General features: G+C 63.8%; 16 protein-coding genes and 1 other RNA gene. 6 read left to right on the top strand and 11 right to left on the bottom strand.

Annotation, left to right across the window (positions count from 1 at the left end):
* Positions 1 to 40: 40 nt before the first annotated feature.
* On the bottom strand, positions 41 to 511 hold the full coding sequence (locus tag ACQKPS_RS10180; protein WP_079230134.1) for an Lrp/AsnC family transcriptional regulator: 471 nt from the start codon (positions 509 to 511) through the stop codon (positions 41 to 43).
* A 127-nt stretch (positions 512 to 638) separates the two neighbouring features.
* Between ACQKPS_RS10180 and ACQKPS_RS10175 the strand changes: the two genes are divergently transcribed.
* The 3 genes from ACQKPS_RS10175 to ACQKPS_RS10165 all read left to right on the top strand — a co-directional run bounded on the left by ACQKPS_RS10175 (position 639) and on the right by ACQKPS_RS10165 (position 3137).
* A complete protein-coding gene (locus tag ACQKPS_RS10175; RefSeq protein WP_427603881.1) occupies positions 639 to 956 on the top strand; it encodes a hypothetical protein in 318 nt (105 codons plus the stop codon).
* A gap of 99 nt (positions 957 to 1055) precedes the next feature.
* Positions 1056 to 2732, top strand: coding sequence for a GspE/PulE family protein (locus tag ACQKPS_RS10170; protein ID WP_283724645.1), 1677 nt, complete (start codon positions 1056 to 1058; stop codon positions 2730 to 2732).
* A gap of 90 nt (positions 2733 to 2822) precedes the next feature.
* Positions 2823 to 3137, top strand: coding sequence for a DUF2388 domain-containing protein (locus tag ACQKPS_RS10165; protein ID WP_427603880.1), 315 nt, complete (start codon positions 2823 to 2825; stop codon positions 3135 to 3137).
* Positions 3138 to 3220: 83 nt separating this feature from the next.
* Here the strand turns inward: ACQKPS_RS10165 and gcvP are convergent, their stop codons facing one another.
* From gcvP to ACQKPS_RS10115, 10 genes are all read right to left on the bottom strand, one after another.
* Positions 3221 to 6094, bottom strand: a complete 2874-nt coding sequence (gene gcvP, locus ACQKPS_RS10160) for an aminomethyl-transferring glycine dehydrogenase (RefSeq protein WP_427603878.1) — start codon at positions 6092 to 6094, stop codon at positions 3221 to 3223.
* A gap of 194 nt (positions 6095 to 6288) precedes the next feature.
* Positions 6289 to 6672, bottom strand: coding sequence for a glycine cleavage system protein GcvH (gene gcvH / locus ACQKPS_RS10155; protein ID WP_254482558.1), 384 nt, complete (start codon positions 6670 to 6672; stop codon positions 6289 to 6291).
* A gap of 48 nt (positions 6673 to 6720) precedes the next feature.
* On the bottom strand, positions 6721 to 7803 hold the full coding sequence (gene gcvT / locus ACQKPS_RS10150; RefSeq protein WP_427603876.1) for a glycine cleavage system aminomethyltransferase GcvT: 1083 nt from the start codon (positions 7801 to 7803) through the stop codon (positions 6721 to 6723).
* 123 nt (positions 7804 to 7926) lie between these two features.
* On the bottom strand, positions 7927 to 9549 hold the full coding sequence (locus ACQKPS_RS10145; RefSeq protein WP_427603874.1) for an ABC transporter permease: 1623 nt from the start codon (positions 9547 to 9549) through the stop codon (positions 7927 to 7929).
* An 81-nt stretch (positions 9550 to 9630) separates the two neighbouring features.
* Positions 9631 to 10632 carry an extracellular solute-binding protein gene (locus tag ACQKPS_RS10140; protein ID WP_254482554.1) on the bottom strand — a complete coding sequence of 334 codons (1002 nt, stop codon included), beginning with the start codon at positions 10630 to 10632 and terminating at the stop codon, positions 9631 to 9633.
* Between the two features lie 116 nt (positions 10633 to 10748).
* Positions 10749 to 11966 (bottom strand): 2-octaprenyl-3-methyl-6-methoxy-1,4-benzoquinol hydroxylase, encoded by a 1218-nt coding sequence (locus tag ACQKPS_RS10135; protein ID WP_427604245.1) that lies wholly within the window; start codon positions 11964 to 11966, stop codon positions 10749 to 10751.
* A 9-nt stretch (positions 11967 to 11975) separates the two neighbouring features.
* The gene (locus ACQKPS_RS10130) at positions 11976 to 12458 is read right to left on the bottom strand and encodes a DUF4442 domain-containing protein (protein WP_254482553.1); all 483 of its coding nucleotides are present in this window, start codon (positions 12456 to 12458) and stop codon (positions 11976 to 11978) included.
* Complete coding sequence (gene ubiH / locus ACQKPS_RS10125) at positions 12455 to 13654, bottom strand: 2-octaprenyl-6-methoxyphenyl hydroxylase (protein ID WP_254482552.1); 1200 nt, start codon at positions 13652 to 13654, stop codon at positions 12455 to 12457. Before ubiH ends, ACQKPS_RS10130 begins: the two co-directional genes overlap by 4 nt.
* Complete coding sequence (gene pepP / locus ACQKPS_RS10120) at positions 13651 to 14985, bottom strand: Xaa-Pro aminopeptidase (RefSeq protein ID WP_313202453.1); 1335 nt, start codon at positions 14983 to 14985, stop codon at positions 13651 to 13653. The genes ubiH and pepP overlap by 4 nt, the downstream gene beginning before the upstream one ends.
* A 22-nt stretch (positions 14986 to 15007) precedes the next feature.
* The gene (locus ACQKPS_RS10115) at positions 15008 to 15562 is read right to left on the bottom strand and encodes a YecA family protein (RefSeq protein WP_254482550.1); all 555 of its coding nucleotides are present in this window, start codon (positions 15560 to 15562) and stop codon (positions 15008 to 15010) included.
* 182 nt (positions 15563 to 15744) lie between these two features.
* On the opposite strand from ACQKPS_RS10115, the gene ACQKPS_RS10110 reads away from it, so the two are divergent.
* The 3 genes from ACQKPS_RS10110 to ssrS all read left to right on the top strand — a co-directional run bounded on the left by ACQKPS_RS10110 (position 15745) and on the right by ssrS (position 16441).
* Positions 15745 to 15927 carry a TIGR02449 family protein gene (locus tag ACQKPS_RS10110; protein ID WP_031322377.1) on the top strand — a complete coding sequence of 61 codons (183 nt, stop codon included), beginning with the start codon at positions 15745 to 15747 and terminating at the stop codon, positions 15925 to 15927.
* Positions 15924 to 16244 carry a cell division protein ZapA gene (locus ACQKPS_RS10105; protein ID WP_427603870.1) on the top strand — a complete coding sequence of 107 codons (321 nt, stop codon included), beginning with the start codon at positions 15924 to 15926 and terminating at the stop codon, positions 16242 to 16244. Before ACQKPS_RS10110 ends, ACQKPS_RS10105 begins: the two co-directional genes overlap by 4 nt.
* Positions 16245 to 16261: 17 nt before the next feature.
* A non-coding RNA gene (gene ssrS / locus ACQKPS_RS10100) (6S RNA) lies at positions 16262 to 16441 on the top strand.
* Positions 16442 to 16451 lie beyond the last annotated feature (10 nt).

Genomic DNA, 16451 nt, shown 5'->3' with positions numbered 1-16451 from the left:
CGTGCAATCCCTGTGGGAGCGGGTTCACCCGCGAATGCCTTTATCTCGATAGCGGCAAACTGGTAGTAGATTTGATTTCCGACAGCGCCACAATCGAGTTCACTTCCTGAATCCCCGGCACGTTCGATAATTTTTCGAAGAAGAAGCGCTCATAAGCCTCGATATCCGAGGTGACGATGCGCAGCAAAAAATCCACCGCCCCCATCAGTACATAGCACTCCAGCACTTCCGGAAAGCCGCGAATCGCCTCGGTGAATTCAGTGAAGTTGGAGCGGCCGTGGGCGTTGAGTTTCACCTCGGCAAAGATCTGCGTGTTCAAACCGACCTTCTTGCGATCCAGCAGGGTCACTTGCCCGCGAATCACCCCTTCCTCTTTCAAGCGCTGAATCCTGCGCCAGCAGGGCGATTGCGACAGCCCCACACGCTCGGCGATCTGCGCGCTGGACAGCGACGCGTCCTCTTGCAGGAGCTCGAGAATACGCCGGTCGTAGGCATCCAGTTCACCTTGCATGAATAATTCCCCAAAATACACTTGTTCGAATTGATCTATCTGCAACATGCGCAAATCGATGGAATCATAGCGAAAAAATACCGGCTTCGACGTGCAAGAATTTCTCCCACATTCGCGGAGACCCAGCATGAACGTACTCGAACGCCCCCTGCCCCGCAGCGATGCCTGGGCCGCCAACGCCAGCCACAGCACCGTGCGCTATCGCCTGCAGGCCGAAGCCGAGCCAGATACCCTGTGCCGGGTGCTCAACCTGTTTGCCTTGCAGTTCCTCACGCCGCACAGCGTGCAGGTCAGCCAGCAGGACGACTGGCTCGACATCGAGGTCGGCATCGGCGGGTTGAGCTGGCATCGGGCGGAGGTGATTGCGCAAAAACTGCGCAACCTGGTGTGTGTCGGGGACGTGAGCCTTGAAAACCTGGCGCGCCTGGAGCTGGCGGTGATCTGACCTCCGGCGGCGCAAAATCCTGAAAACCTTTCCCGCGCCTCACCCAGCCGGGCCCGGCTAGCCTTGCCCCAGGACTTCCCCGAAGGCACGGACGCCGCTATGTTCCTCCCCAACGAGCAACCCCTCGACCTCAAAAGCCTGTTGGACGCGTTGCAAGCCGACCAGCACCTGAATGCCAACGATTGCTGCCAGGTTCGAGAACAGGCGTCTCGCTACAGTGCTCATCACCCGCTTGAAACCATCGCGGCCGTGGGCCTGGAAGACCGCAGTCAGCCCGGCCGATGGCTGAATCTGGACACCCTCTGCCAATGGTTGGCGCGAAAGGTCGGCCAACCTTACCTGCACATCGACCCCATGCAACTCGACCTGGCCCAGGTCAATGGCCTGATCTCACCCGCCTTCGCGCAACGCCACGGCATCCTGATCGTGGCCAACGACGCCAACGCCATCACCGTGGCCAGCGCCGAACCCTGTCAACAGCTGTGGCAGGCCGATCTGGCGCGCAGTCTGGGCAAGCCCATCCGCCGCGTACTGGCCAGCCCGCAGCAGATCCGCCAACTGGGCCAGTCGCTTTTTCGCCTGGCCCACTCGGTACAAGGTGCGCAGCACCAGCAAGCCGCCAGCCTGGGCGAGCTGGAACACTTGCTTGAACTCGGCAAACGTCAGGCGGAGGCCACCGCAGACGACGCACACATCGTGCATATCGTCGACTGGCTGCTGCAGCACGCCATCGAACAACGCGCCAGCGATATCCATCTGGAGCCGCGTCGCCAACAAGGCCACCTGCGCTACCGCATCGACGGCCTGCTGCACACGGTCTACACCTTTCCGGCCAACGTCACGCTCGCGGTGGTCAGCCGCCTGAAACACCTGGGCCGCATGGATGTTGCGGAAAAGCGCCGGCCGCAGGATGGCCGGGTGAAGAGCAGCCTGCCAGGCGGTAGCGAGGTGGAGCTGCGCCTCTCGACACTGCCCACGCCTTTTGGTGAAAAGCTGGTGCTGCGCTTGTTCGACCCGCGGCAATTACAGGAAGACTTCGATCAGTTGGGCCTGGAGGGCGAACAATTGGCCCAGTGGCAAACGCTGCTGCAACGCCGCCAAGGCATCCTGCTGGTCACCGGGCCTACTGGCTCCGGCAAGACCAGCACGCTCTACGCCAGCCTCAAGCAACTGGCTACGCCACAGGTCAATCTGTGCACCATCGAAGACCCGATAGAACGGCTGGAGCCTGCATTCAACCAGTTGCAGGTACAGCCTGCCCTAGGCCTGGGTTTTGCCGATGGCGTGCGCGCTCTGCTGCGTCAGGACCCAGACATCATCATGATCGGCGAAATTCGCGACCGTGAGACGGCACTGGTGGCAGTTCAGGCTGCACTCACCGGGCACCTGGTGCTATCGACCCTGCACACCAATGACACGTGTAGCGCCATTACCCGCTTGCTGGAGCTTGGCGTGGCCGACTACCTGATCCGTGCGACCTTGGGCGGGGTCATGGCCCAACGCCTGGTGCGCTTGTCGTGCCAAACGTGCCAAGGCCTCCCATCGAGTGATCCTTGCCAGGCCTGTCGGGGGACCGGCTACCGTGGCCGCACAGGCTTGTTCGAATTGCTGACCCCGAGCGAAAGCCTGCGTGCACGGATAAGCGCCAGCAGCGACCTGGCAGAACTGCAGCGACAGGCTCTAGCTGACGGGTTACAGGATCTACGTAGCTGCGGGGAGGCGAAAGCGGCCCGTGGACTGACCCGTCCCGAGGAGGTGATGAGGGTCTGCTCTTGAGCAAAAAACCCTTGTATTCAAGGAACTTGCGCCCGTTTTACGGGATCAAAGCGGCCATCCCCCAACCCTCACCCTTCGAGGTGTTTCATCATGCGTGTCAAAACCGCCATTGCAGCGGCTGCCCTGCTTTCGCTGCCTGTTGGCTCTGCCATGGCCGATACCTTCTGGCGTAACGTAATGACCTCCGGCGCGACCACCGCGTCGAGCTATATCACTTCGCACGATCACAAGCTGGTACTCGCGGCGCAGGATGACGCCGGCAGCTTCGTCGCCAGCGAGGGCGCAATTCGCGGGCCGTTCCTGGAGCAGGCGCTGCAGCAGGTGCGCGCTGAAAACCCAGGCCTTGAGACCTCGGACATGGATCTGGCCAACGCCATCCTGGCCAAGAACGCGGTAGCCGAATAACCGCGCCGCCCGCTCCCACAAGCTTTGCGCAATACCTGTAGGAGCGGGCGCGCCCGCGAAGCATCCCGCACCGATCCCAAGCCTTATCGGTAAGCCTCCACCGGCACGCAAGCACAGAACAGATTCCTGTCCCCATACACATTGTCGACCCGGTTCACCGCTGGCCAGTACTTGTGCAAGCGCACGTGGGCACTGGGCGCAACCGCCTGCTCCAGGCTGTAAGGCCGGGTCCAGGGTGCCAATACATCGGCCAGCGTGTGTGGCGCATGCTTGAGCGGATTGTCTTCTGCCGGCCAGTTGCCCTCCTGCACCTCGGCAATCTCTGCCCGAATCGCCAACATCGCTTCGACAAAACGGTCCAGCTCGGCCTTCGACTCGCTTTCCGTGGGCTCAACCATCAAGGTTCCCGGCACCGGGAATGACATGGTCGGGGCATGGAAGCCATAGTCCATCAGGCGTTTGGCAACGTCCTCCTCGGTAATGCCGGTCTGCGCCTTGAGCGGCCGCAGGTCGAGGATGCACTCATGGGCCACGCGCTGATTGCGCCCTCGATACAGCACCGGGAACGCGCCACCGAGCTGGCTGGCCAGGTAGTTGGCCGAGAGGATCGCCACCTCGCTGGCGTCGGCAAGCTGCGGGCCCATCATGGCGATATACATCCAGCTGATCGGCAGGATGCTCGCACTGCCCCAGGGCGCGGCGCTGACTGCGGTGTTGTTCGGGTCCAGCCCCGGCACCGGGACAACCGGATGGCTGGCGACGAACGGCTTCAGATGAGCACGAATGCCAATCGGCCCCATGCCTGGGCCACCACCGCCATGGGGGATGCAGAACGTCTTGTGCAGGTTCATGTGTGAAACATCGGCGCCAATGTCCGCCGGCCGCGCCAGACCGACCTGGGCGTTGAGGTTGGCGCCATCCATGTACACCTGGCCACCGTGCTGGTGAACCACTTCGCAGATTTCACGGATGCCCTCTTCATACACACCATGGGTCGAGGGATAGGTGATCATCAGGCACGACAGCCCGGCCCCGGCGGCATGGGCCTTGGCCTTGAGGTCTTCGAGGTCGACGTTGCCCGCATCGTCGCAATCGACGATCACCACCTCCATGCCCGCCATCTGCGCCGAGGCCGGGTTGGTGCCGTGGGCCGATGACGGGATCAGGCACAGCGTGCGCTGGGGCTCATGGCGGCTGCGGTGATAACGGGTGATGGCCATCAGCCCGGCGTATTCACCTTGGGCCCCGGAGTTGGGCTGCATGCAGATGGCGTCGAAGCCGGTAATCGCGCACAACCAGCTTTCCAGCTCATCGATCATCGCCTTGTAGCCCATAGCCTGCGTGGCGGGAGCAAAGGGGTGAAGCTGGGCGAAGGCTGGCCAGGTGATGGGAATCATCTCGCTGGTGGCATTGAGCTTCATGGTGCAGGAGCCGAGCGGGATCATCGACTGGTTCAGCGCCAGGTCCTTGTTTTCCAGCTGCTTGAGGTAGCGCAGCATCTCGGTTTCGCTGTGATGCTGGTTGAACACCGGGTGGCTGAGGAACGGCGTGCGTCGCACCAGCGCAGCGGGGATGCCTTCGGGCAGCACCTGCTGGTCGAGCGCGGCGATGTCCAGGCCGTGATCGACGCCCAGGAAAATGTCGAGCAGCCGCAGCACGGTGGCTTCGTTGCAGGTTTCGTCCAGGCTCACGCCCAGGTGGCCACGCCCGAGGATGCGCAGGTTGATGCGGGCGGCCTCGGCGCTTTCAATGATGGCTGCCTGGGCGCCACCGACATCAAGGGTCAGGGTGTCGAAAAAGTGCTGGTTGAGGCGCTTGATGCCTTTGGCCTCAAGGCCTGCGGCCAGCACGAAGGTCAGCCGGTGAACCCGCTGGGCGATGCGCTGCAGGCCCTCCGGGCCGTGATACACCGCATAGAAACCGGCGATGTTGGCCAGCAGCACCTGAGCGGTGCAGATGTTGGAGTTGGCCTTTTCGCGGCGGATATGCTGCTCGCGCGTCTGCAGGGCCATACGCAGTGCAGTGTTGCCACGGGCATCGCGGGACACGCCGATGATGCGCCCGGGCATCGCCCGCTTGTAGTCGTCACGGCAGGCGAAATAGGCCGCGTGCGGGCCACCGTAGCCCATCGGTACGCCAAAGCGCTGGGTCGAACCCAGCACCACATCGGCACCGAGCTCGCCGGGCGGAGTCAGCACCACCAGGCTCAGCAGGTCGGCAGCCACGCAGGCCAAGGCCTGCTGGCTGTGCAACTGGTCGATCAACGGGCGCAGGTCGCGCACCTCGCCGTGGGTATCCGGATATTGCAGCAAGGCACCGAAGACCTGGTGATTGGCGAGGTTATCCACAGCGTCGACGATCAACTGGAAACCAAACCCTTCGGCGCGGGTTTTCAGTACCGACAAAGTCTGTGGATGGCAGTGCTCATCGGCAAAGAACGCGTTGCTCTTGTTGCGCGCCACTCGCTTGGCCAGGGCCATGGCTTCGGCAGCTGCCGTGGCCTCATCGAGCAATGACGCGTTAGCCAGCGCCAGGCCAGTGAGGTCGATGACCATCTGCTGGAAGTTGAGCAGCGCCTCCAGGCGGCCCTGAGCGATTTCGGGCTGATAGGGCGTGTACGCGGTGTACCAGCCGGGGTTTTCCAGCACATTGCGCAGGATGACCGTGGGCGTGACAGTGCCGTGGTAACCCATGCCGATGAGGCTGGTCCACACCTGGTTCTGCTCGGCGAAGCCTGCGAGTTTGGCCAACGCGGCCTGTTCATCCAGGGCCGGCGGCAGGTCGAGGGCGCGGTTGAAGCGGATGCCTGGCGGCACGGTCTGCTCGATCAGCTCGCTGCGGCTGTTGAGGCCAAGGGTGCTGAGCATTGCCTGCTGCTCCGAGGCATCAGGCCCCAGATGGCGGCGCATGAAAGGGTTGAGCTCTTGCAGTTGATGCAGGGATGGCGACTGGGACATGTCGACGCTCTCTTCCTAGCCAGGTCTCATGGAGACTTACAAGTCTAGGAAGGGATCGGCGATGGTGCGGGAAAACTTGTTTCAGCAGGCTCGCCCTCTTCGCGGCTAAAGCCGCTCCTACAGGGGAATCACAGACCTCGGAGGCGACGCTGTACCTGTAGGAGCGGCTTCAGCCGCGAAGCAGACGACGCGGTTTACTCGCCGATAGCGGCTTTGTAGCCAGCGGCATCCAGCAGCTTGTCCAGCTCGGCCGGGTTGCTTGGCTTGAGCTTGAAGATCCACGACGCATAAGGTTCTTCGTTGAGCGATTCCGGGCTGTCGGCCAGCTCTTCGTTGACCGCAATCACTTCGCCGGCAACCGGGGCGTAGATGTCGGAAGCGGCCTTGACCGATTCGACCACGCCAGCAGCGTCGCCAGCAGCGAACACCTTGCCGACTTCGGCCAGCTCGACGAACACCACGTCACCCAGCGCCTGCTGGGCGTGGTCGCTGATGCCGACAGTGACGGTACCATCGGCTTCCAGGCGCGCCCACTCGTGGCTTTCGGCGAAACGCAGATCGGCGGGGATATTGCTCATGTCTTGAATTCCTCGTTTGGGTCAGCGGTTCGGCCCGCCGTTGAATGTTCAGATCAAAATCTTGCCGTGGCGCACGAAGGTCGGTTTGACCACCCGCACCGGGTACCATTTGCCGCGAATCTCGACCTCGGCGCGGTCACCGGTGGCCATGGGCACCCGCGCCAGGGCGATGGACTTGCTCAGCGTAGGCGAGAAACTACCACTGGTGATCTCCCCTTCGCCAATCCCGGCTACACGAACCACCTGGTGAGCCCGCAGAACACCGCGCTCTTCCAGCACCAGGCCAACCAGTTTTTCCTGCACGCCACGCTCGATTTCCGCCAGCAGGCTGGTACGGCCGACGAAATTGCGCTCTGCCGGCTCCCAGGCAATCGACCAGCCGAGGTTCGAGGTCAATGGGGTGTGGTTTTCGTCGATGTCCTGGCCGTACAGGTTCATGCCGGCTTCCAGGCGCAAGGTGTCGCGCGCGCCCAAGCCGCTCGGCGCGATACCGGCGCCGACCAGGTCGTTGAAGAAGGCGACGGCCTGGTCCTCCGGCAGGATGATCTCCAGGCCGTCTTCACCGGTGTAGCCGGTACGGGCGATGAACCAGTCCCCTTCGGCAACGCCTTCGAACGGGCGCAGCTCACGGATCAGCGCGGCACGAGCAGGGCTCAGCAGCGCGGCGACTTTCTCGCGGGCATTCGGCCCCTGGATGGCGAGTATGGCGAGGTCGGGGCGAACTTTGAACGAGACGCTGAAACCGGCGCTCTGCCGCTGCAACCACTCGGTGACCTTGGCCCGGGTGGCCGCGTTGGTGACCAGGCGGTAACCGCTCTGGGTACGGTAAACGATCAGATCGTCGATGACCCGGCCGTCTTCGTTGAGCAATGGGCTGTACAGGGCCTTGCCAGTGCTGTCGAGACGGGCCACGTCGTTGGCCAGCAAACGCTGCAGCCAGGGCGTGGCATCTTCACCGGCGATATCGATGACCGTCATGTGGGAAACATCGAAGACACCGCAGTCGCTGCGCACCTGATGGTGCTCCTCGACCTGCGAGCCATAGTGCAGCGGCATGTCCCAGCCGCCGAAATCGACCGTCTTGGCGCCGAGCGCCAGGTGCAAGTCGTACAAAAGCGTGCGCTGTCCCATGGGTTTCTCCTTCCGGGCGTGGCGAAGCGGCGGCGGTCGATGACGTTTGATCGTCAGCTCTTCTTGTAGGGCCCGTCGCGCGAATGCCGCGCATTGTAGCGGCAAGGGCGCAAGCTGGCATCCTTAGTGACTGTGACCCGGACGACGCGCCGAACGGCGGATCAGCCCGATGACCGGCAACAGCCCTACCAGCACCAACGTCAGCGCCGGCAGCGAGGCACGTGCCCATTCGCCTTCGCTGGTCATCTCGAACACCCTGACTGCCAGGGTGTCCCAGCCGAACGGGCGCATCAGCAAGGTGGCGGGCATTTCCTTGAGCACATCGACGAATACCAGCAACGCGGCGCTCAAGACCCCTGGCACCAGCAGCGGCAGATACACCTTGAAAAACAACCCCACGCCACCGACGCCGAGGCTGCGCGAGGCTTCTGGCAAGGAGGGGCGGATACGTTCCAGGCTGCTCTCCAACGGGCCATGGGCCACGGCGATGAAACGCACCAGGTACGCCAGCAGCAAGGCCGCCAGACTGCCCAACAGCAGCGGCTTGCCTGCACCACCCAACCAGGTGGACAGCGGAATGACCAGCTGATTGTCCAGGTAACTGAACGCCAGCATGATCGAGACAGCCAGCACCGAGCCAGGCAAGGCATAGCCCAGGTTGGCCAGGCCAACGCCAGCGCGAATGCCGGCCGTCGGCGCCTGACGGCGGGCGAAAGCCAGCAGTAATGCCACGCAAACGGTAATCAGAGCGGCCATGCCGCCCAGGTACAGCGTGTGCAGCACCAGGCCGACATACCGCTCGTCCAGGTCATGCCGACCGCGCTGCCAGCACCATACCAGCAACTGCAGCAGTGGAATGACGAATGCGCAGGCGAACACCAGCAGGCACCAGCCGCTGGCGAGCAGCGCCTTGGCCCCGCGCAAGTGATAGAGCGCATGCCCGCGCGGGCGTTCGTTGCCGCTGCGGGTTGCGCCACGGGCGCGGCGCTCGCCGTACAGCACCAGCATTACCGCGAGCAGCAGCAGGCTGGCCAGCTGGGCCGCGCTGGACAGGCTGAAGAAGCCGTACCAGGTCTTGTAGATGGCCGTGGTGAAGGTATCGAAGTTGAACACCGCCACGGCACCGAAATCGGCCAGCGTCTCCATCAGCGCCAGGGCTATGCCCGCGCCGATGGCAGGTCGCGCCATTGGCAAGGCCACCCGCCAGAAGGCCTGCACGGGCGACAGGCCGAGTACCCGTGCGGCCTCCATCAAACCCTTGCCCTGGGCCAGGAACGCCGAGCGCGCCAATAGGTAGACGTAGGGGTAGAACACCAGCACCAGGACGAAGATCACTCCACCGGTGGAGCGCACCCGTGGCAGGCGCATCGGCCCGAACACCTCGCGCAACGCGCTCTGCACAGGGCCGGCGAAGTCGAGCAGGCCGACGAAGACAAAAGCCAGCACGTAGGCCGGGATGGCGAACGGCAGCATCAGCGCCCAGTCGAGCCAGCGCCGGCCGGGGAACTCGCAGAGGCTGGTCAGCCAGGCCAGGCTGACGCCGAGCAGGGTGACGCCGATACCCACGCCGACCAACAGGGTCGCGGTATTGCCCAGCAGACGTCCCATCTGGGTGTCGAGCAGGTGCGACCAGATCTGCAGGTCGACCGACTGCCAGGAAAGCAGCAGGACGCTCAGGGGCAGGAGGACCAGGGCGGCGGTCAAGGTGACTGGGAGGTACCAGCGGCGTTGGGGGACGTGGGGCAAGGTTGAAATCTCGATTGCGATGGCGGCCGCTGCACGGCCGTTCGCGGGTAAACCCGCGAAGAGGCCGTGACGGCCTGCTACTTAATTCCAGCCAGCGCGATCCATCAGGCGAATGGCCTCGGCCTGGCGCTTGCCGGCCACTTCCACGGGAATGCTGTCAGCCTTGAAGCTGCCCCAGGCCGCCACTTCGTCCGACGGTTTGACCTTCGGGTTGGCCGGGAACTCCTGGTTGATGTCGGCAAACAGCTTCTGCGCCTTCTCGCCAGTCATCCATTCCACCAGCTTCGTGGCGGCTTCGGGGTGCGGCGCGTGCTTGGTCAGGCCGATGCCCGACAGGTTGACATGCACACCGCGGTCGCCCTGGTTGGGCCAGAAGATCTTCACGGGCAGTTTCGGGTTCTGGGCGTGCAGGCGACCGTAGTAGTAGGTGTTGACCACACCGACATCGCACTGGCCGGCCTCGATGGCCTGGATAACCGAGTTATCGTCAGAGAACACATCGGTGGCCAGGTTGCCGACCCAGCCTTTGACGATCTGCTCGGCCTGGGCCTCACCGTGGTTCTCGATGAGCGTGGCGGTCAGCGACTGGTTGTACACCTTCTTCGCCGTGCGCAGGCACAGGCGGCCTTCCCAGTGCTTGTCGGCAAGGGCTTCGTAGGTGGTCAGCTCAGCTGGCTTTACCCGTTCGGTGGAGTAGACGATGGTCCGTGCGCGCAGGCTCAGGCCGGTCCAGTCATGGGATGAGGCACGGTACTGCGGCGGGATGTTCTGGTCGATGATGGCCGACTTGATCGGCTGCAGGATGCCCATCTGCTCGGCCTGCCACAGGTTGCCGGCATCGACGGTGAGCAGCAGGTCGGCCACACCGTTCTCGCCCTCGGCCTTGATGCGCTGCATCAGCGGGGCTTCCTTGTCGGTGATGAACTTGACCTTGACCCCCGTCTCGGCGGTGTAGGCGTCGAATACCGGCTTGATCAGCTCATCGATGCGCGAGGAGTACACCACCACTTCGTCCGCCGCCTGAGCGGTGCCGCCGAACAGGGTCAGGGCCAGGGCGGCCAGTAGGGGCTTGCGTGGCAACATGGAAAGCACTCCTCGGATCGTATGAGAGGCGCAAATGGTAGTGAATCCCATTTTCCAGCTCATCATCCGAGCAGTTACCGGATGTTGCAGAGGGGCGCAAAGCGACCCCCGCGGTCTCAAGCCTTGGCCAGTTCAGGCAGGTCCCCGGTCAGCCCCAACGCCTGGCGCACGAACAACGCCTTGGCCTCCGGCATCTGTTCCACCAGCTTCAACCCGCTGTTACGCAACCAGCGCAACGGCAACGGATTGGCCTGGAACAACCGCTCGAAACCTTCCATCGCCGCCATCAACGCAAGGTTGTGCGGCATACGCCGGCGCTCATAACGGCTGAGCACTTTCACATCCGCCAACCGCTCGCCGCGCGAGCTGGCATGTTCCAGCACCTCGGCCAACACCGCAGCGTCGAGGAAGCCCAGGTTGACGCCTTGCCCGGCCAACGGGTGGATGGTGTGTGCGGCATCGCCGATCAGCACCAGCCCTTCGTCCACGTAGCGCTTGGCGTGACGCTGGCGCAACGGCACGCAGACGCGCGGGTCGGCCTCCAGCACCTCACCCAGTCGGCCCTCGAAGGCCCGCTCCAAAGCCTTGAGGAAGGCCGGCTCATCCAGCGCCATGATCTGCTCGGCCTGCTCCGGGGTCGTCGACCAGACGATCGAGCACCAGTCCTGCTTGCCGTCTCGCGACAGCGGCAGAAACGCCAGCGGCCCCTCATCGGTGAAACGCTGCCAGGCGGTGGCCTGATGCGCGGCGCTGCAGCGCACACTGGTGACGATCGCGTGGTGCAGGTAGTCCCATTCCCGCGTCTCGCAACCGGCCAGGCGGCGAACCGCCGAGTTGGCGCCGTCGGCGGCCACCACCAGCGGTGTACGCAGCTGGCGGCCATCAGCCAGGGTCAGCAGCCATTCGTCACCGGAGCGGCGCAGCTGCTCCAGGCGGGCATTGGGCAACAAGCCGATGTCGCTGTCGTGCAGGCGCTCCAGCAGACCGTCCTGCACCACCCGGTTCTCGACGATATGGCCGAGCACCTGGGCATGTACGTTGGCTGCCGAGAAATGAATCTGACCAGTACCGCTGCCGTCCCATACATGCATGTCGGAATACGGCGACACGCGCCGCCCGGCGATGCCGTCCCAGGCCCCCAGGCGTTCGAGGATGCGCTGGCTGGCCGCCGACAGGGCACTGACCCGTGGCTCGAACGGTGCGGCGCCGTCGAACGGTTTGACCGACAGCGGGCCGCCGTCGAGCAACAGGATTTCCAGGCCGCTGTGGCGAAGCGCCAGGGCCAGGGCGCTGCCGACCATACCGGCACCGACAATCAACAGATCTGCGCGCATTTCCATGCCTTACGCCTGCCTCGCTTGCGGCTTGAGCCGCACGTATAGGGTTTTATCGACCCGTGCCACCAGCTCACCGGCTTCGTCACGGATATCGACCTGCACACGCGGCAGGTACTTCTTGCCGGTGGCGGTCTGCTGGCGGATTTCGTCCAGCAGCGCGTCATCGACGTGGAATTCGGCGTACACCGTGCCCTTGCCCGGCGCGATGAAATCGATGCTGGCCGCCTTGTCCCAGACAATGTATTCGCGGCCCAGCTGCTCGATCAGCAGCAACATGTAGAACGGGTCGACCATTGAATACAGGCTGCCGCCGAACTGGGTGCCGACGTAGTTGCGGTTCCAGCGGGTCAGCTTCATGCGTACCTTGACGCTGCGCATGTCCGGGCTGATGTGCTGGATGTGGATGCCTGCGCCCAGGTACGGCGGGTAGAAGTTCAGGAGCCAGCGCAACATGCGCGCCCGGCGCGCCAGCCTGCGCGGGTTGCTCATGCCTGGCCCCGCGGATCGGGGCGGGTCCCGAGGCCCATGGCCTGGCGAGCGAACCAGCTTTTTGCCGGTGGCAGCAGGTCGAGCCCGAGCAGGCCGATATTGCGCCCTGCCGCCAGCAGTGGCTGGTTGCTGCCGAACAGGCGTGTGACCTGGTCGGAGAAGCCGATGGTCAGGGCCTGGTCGAGACGCTGGCGCTGGTGATAAGCCTGTAAAGTAGCGAGGTCGCCCGGGTGCTGTGGGCCGAGCAAAAGCGCGTCGGCCAGCGCCTGCACATCACGCAGCGACAGGTTGAAGCCCTGCCCGGCAATCGGGTGCAGGCTGTGCGCGGCATTGCCCAGCACCACCAGGTGTGGACGGACCTGTTCCTGGGCTTCGATCAGCGCCAGCGGGTAGAGATGCCTGGCACCGACCTGGCGCAGGCCGCCAAGCCGATACCCAAAGGCATCCTGCAACTCACGCAGGAAGCTGCGCTCGTCGATCTCGGCCAGACGCCTGGCATCCATCCCCTGGCGCGTCCAGACCAGCGCGCAGCGGTTTTCCGGTAGTGGCAGCAAGGCCATGGGACCTTGCTCGGTGAAACGTTCGAAGGCTTGGCCGCAGTGGGCCTCGCCGGGTGTGATGTTGGCGATCAGCGCGCTTTGCTCATAGGGCGTACGGCGCACGTGGATACCCAACTGCTCACGCAGGCCGGAGCGGCCGCCGTCTGCCAGCACCGCCAGGTCACATTCCAGGCTGGTGTCGTCGTCCAGCAGCAGGCGGTAGCCACCTTCAATGGCTTGCATCGCCTTCACTTCGGCCGGGCAGCGCCAGCTCACCACCTCGCTGTCCAGCCCTTGCCACAGGCACTGGCCGAGCCAGGCGTTCTCCACCACGTATCCCAGGGCCGGCACGCCTTCTTCCATGGCGTCCAGGCGGGTGGCGCCGAAACGGCCACGGTCGGAAACCTGGATCTGCCGGATCGGCTCGGCGCGCGGGCTGATGGTTTGCCAAAGGCCAAGATGCTGGTAGATCTGCCGGGTGCCGAACGACAGTGCCGAAGAGCGGGCATCGTAGCTGGGCTGGAAGCTGTCGCCGGGGGCGAACGGCTCGATCAGCAGGATCTTCCAGCCGCGCGCCTTGGCACCTGCCTGCAGGGCCAACGCCAGGCTTGCGCCCACCAGCCCGCCACCGATGATCGCCAGGTTGACCCGACTCATGCCGCGTCCTTGCGCGCAGCCTGCATCAGCGCCTCGATCTCGGCAACCGTGCGGGGCACGCCCGAGGTGAGAATTTCACAACCTTGCTTGGTCACTACCACGTCGTCCTCGATCCTGATACCGATGCCGCGCCATTTCTTCGCGACCTCCTGGTTGTCGGCGGCTATGTAAATGCCTGGCTCGACAGTCAGTGCCATGCCGGGCTCCAGCACCCGCCACTCGCCACCGACCTTGTATTCGCCGACATCGTGCACGTCCATGCCCAGCCAGTGCCCGGCGCGGTGCATGTAGAAAGCCCGGTAAGCCTCGCTGTCGATCAGCGCCTGCACCTCCCCCTTGAGCAAACCCAGCTCCACCAGCCCCTCGGTAATGACCCGCACGGTCGCCTCATGGGCGTGGTTCCAGTGCTTGCCCGGGGCGATCTCGGCAAAGGCGGCAGCCTGTGCCTTGAGCACCAACTCGTAGATCGCCTTCTGCTCGGGCGTAAAACGCCCGCTGACCGGGAAGGTACGGGTGATGTCGCTGGCATAGCAATCGATCTCGCAGCCGGCATCGATCAGCACCAGGTCGCCATCCTTGAGCGGAGCATCGTTCTGTTGGTAGTGCAGGATGCAGCCATTGCGCCCGGCGGCGACGATCGAGCCGTAGGCCGGCATCTTCGCCCCGCCCTTGCGGAATTCATAGTCCAGCTCGGCTTCCAGGCTGTACTCGTGCAACCCGGCCCGGCAGGCCTGCATGGCGCGCACGTGGGCGCGCGCTGAAATATCCGCGGCGGCACGCATCACCTTCACTTCCGCTGCCGATTTATACAGGCGCATGTCGTGCAGCAGATGATCCAGCGCAACGAACTCGTTTGGCGGCTGGGCGCCGAGGCGCGCCTTGGAGCGGATCACGTTGATCCAGTCCATCAACCGGCGGTCGAACTCAGCGTTGCTGCCCATGGCGCTGTAGACCCGCTCGCGGCCTTCGATCAGGCCCGGCAGGATCTCGTCGATATCGGTGATCGGGAAGGCATCGTCCGCACCAAAGTCACGGATTGCGCCTTCCTGACCGGCACGCAGCCCGTCCCACTGCTCACGCTCCGGGTTGCGCTCGCGGCAAAACAGCACGTACTCGCCATGCTCGCGGCCAGGGATCAGTGCAATCACCGCCTCAGGCTCGGGGAAGCCGCTGAGGTACTGAAAATCGCTGTCCTGGCGGTATACGTGCTCGACGTCGCGGTTGCGGATGGCAACAGCGGCGGCGGGCAGAATGGCGATGCTGTTGGGGACCATCTGCGCCATCAGCGCCTTGCGCCGACGGGCATACTCGGCCTTGGGTATGTGGCTCATGGGCAGAACTACCCCCGGTTGATCAGTGCAGCGAAGGTTTTGGTGCGGGTGCGGCAGGCGCGGCCAGCTCCGTGTACAGCAGCAGCGGTGCGACGCGCAGGTATTCCATGACTTCCATGTAGTCGTTCTCGCCGTCTTCGGATTCCTCGAGAGCTTCCTGGACCTGGGAAATGGCCACCAGGTCCTGCAGCACTTCCTTGGCTTCGGTAGACAGGTCCTGCCCCCCGGCGTTCAGGCCGAAGCCGGTGATGAAACCCTGGCACCACTGGCCCAGCGCTTCGGCGCGGTCAGCAAGTGCAGCATCGTCGCTCGGCAGCAGCAGGACGATGGCCATGTCTTCGCTGCTCAGCTCGCCCTTGACCATTTCCTGCAGGCCGATCAGGGCATTGCGCACGGCGTCACCGGGTTCGGTTTCCAGCAGTTGGGCGGCATCAGCCAGCCAGGCCTCGGCATCGAAGCCTGCGCCGGCACAGCTGCGGCCGATCAGCAGGCCGTGCAGTTCGGCAGGGGTTACAGGGTGGCCATTGCTGGAAAGGAGCATGGCGAAGGCAACGTAAGGCGATTGAGTATTAGGCATGGTCGGCTAGGCGCCAGACGGCGCATTTGACTAGAATGAAGACCTTGTATCCTAGCACCGGCAGGCGCGCCAAGACCATCGGCACTGGCCGCCGCTGCGCCGGGAGAGGCATCATCGCAGGGTGATTCAACGACGGAGCGAATCGAGTGCAACCCACGCAAGAGAACGACCTGCAAGCGCTGATGAGCCGATTCGAGTTGCTGATTGAACGCATCGAGCAACTAAAACGGCAAAATGCACTCCTAGTAGCTCAGGAAAAATCCTGGCGCGAAGAGCGCGCCCACCTCATCGAAAAGAACGAAATCGCCAAGCGCAAGGTCGAGTCGATGATTTTACGCCTGAAGGCCCTGGAGCAAGACTCATGAGTTCAAGCAATAGCGTCACCGTGCAGATCCTCGACAAGGAGTATTCGATCATCTGCCCGCCGGAAGAGCGCAACAACCTGGTCAGCGCCGCGCGCTACCTGGACGGCAAGATGCGCGAGATCCGCAGCAGCGGCAAGGTGATCGGTGCAGACCGCATTGCGGTCATGGCGGCGTTGAATATCACTCACGAGATGCTGCACCGCCAGGAGGATCGCAGCGATACCCCGGTGAGCGGCACCAGCCGTGAACAGGTGCGTGACCTGCTTGAGCGGGTCGATCAGGCGCTGTCCGACGATGCGGGTACCAAAAACGGCTGAGATTGGTATACTGGCGCCACTCCCTGGGGGATGCGCCAGTCGGTTATGTCCCTGAGCCGATACGCACAACCACGGGGGTTGCACGCTGGGGCCGGTGTGCATGTCCGCCCGACGGAAAGCCTTAACGCCCCCTGCAATCTCCACCTTGAACTTTCGGGTTCAAGGGCTACACCGATAGCGGTCTTATCGGGGAGCCTGATTCCTCCT

Source organism: Pseudomonas sp. NPDC086566, assembly GCF_050280885.1.
In the GTDB taxonomy this organism is placed as follows: Bacteria; Pseudomonadota; Gammaproteobacteria; order Pseudomonadales; family Pseudomonadaceae; genus Aquipseudomonas; species Aquipseudomonas vlassakiae.
Note: the sequence above shows the minus strand (reverse complement) of the source record. Positions and strands in the feature narration are given on the sequence as shown.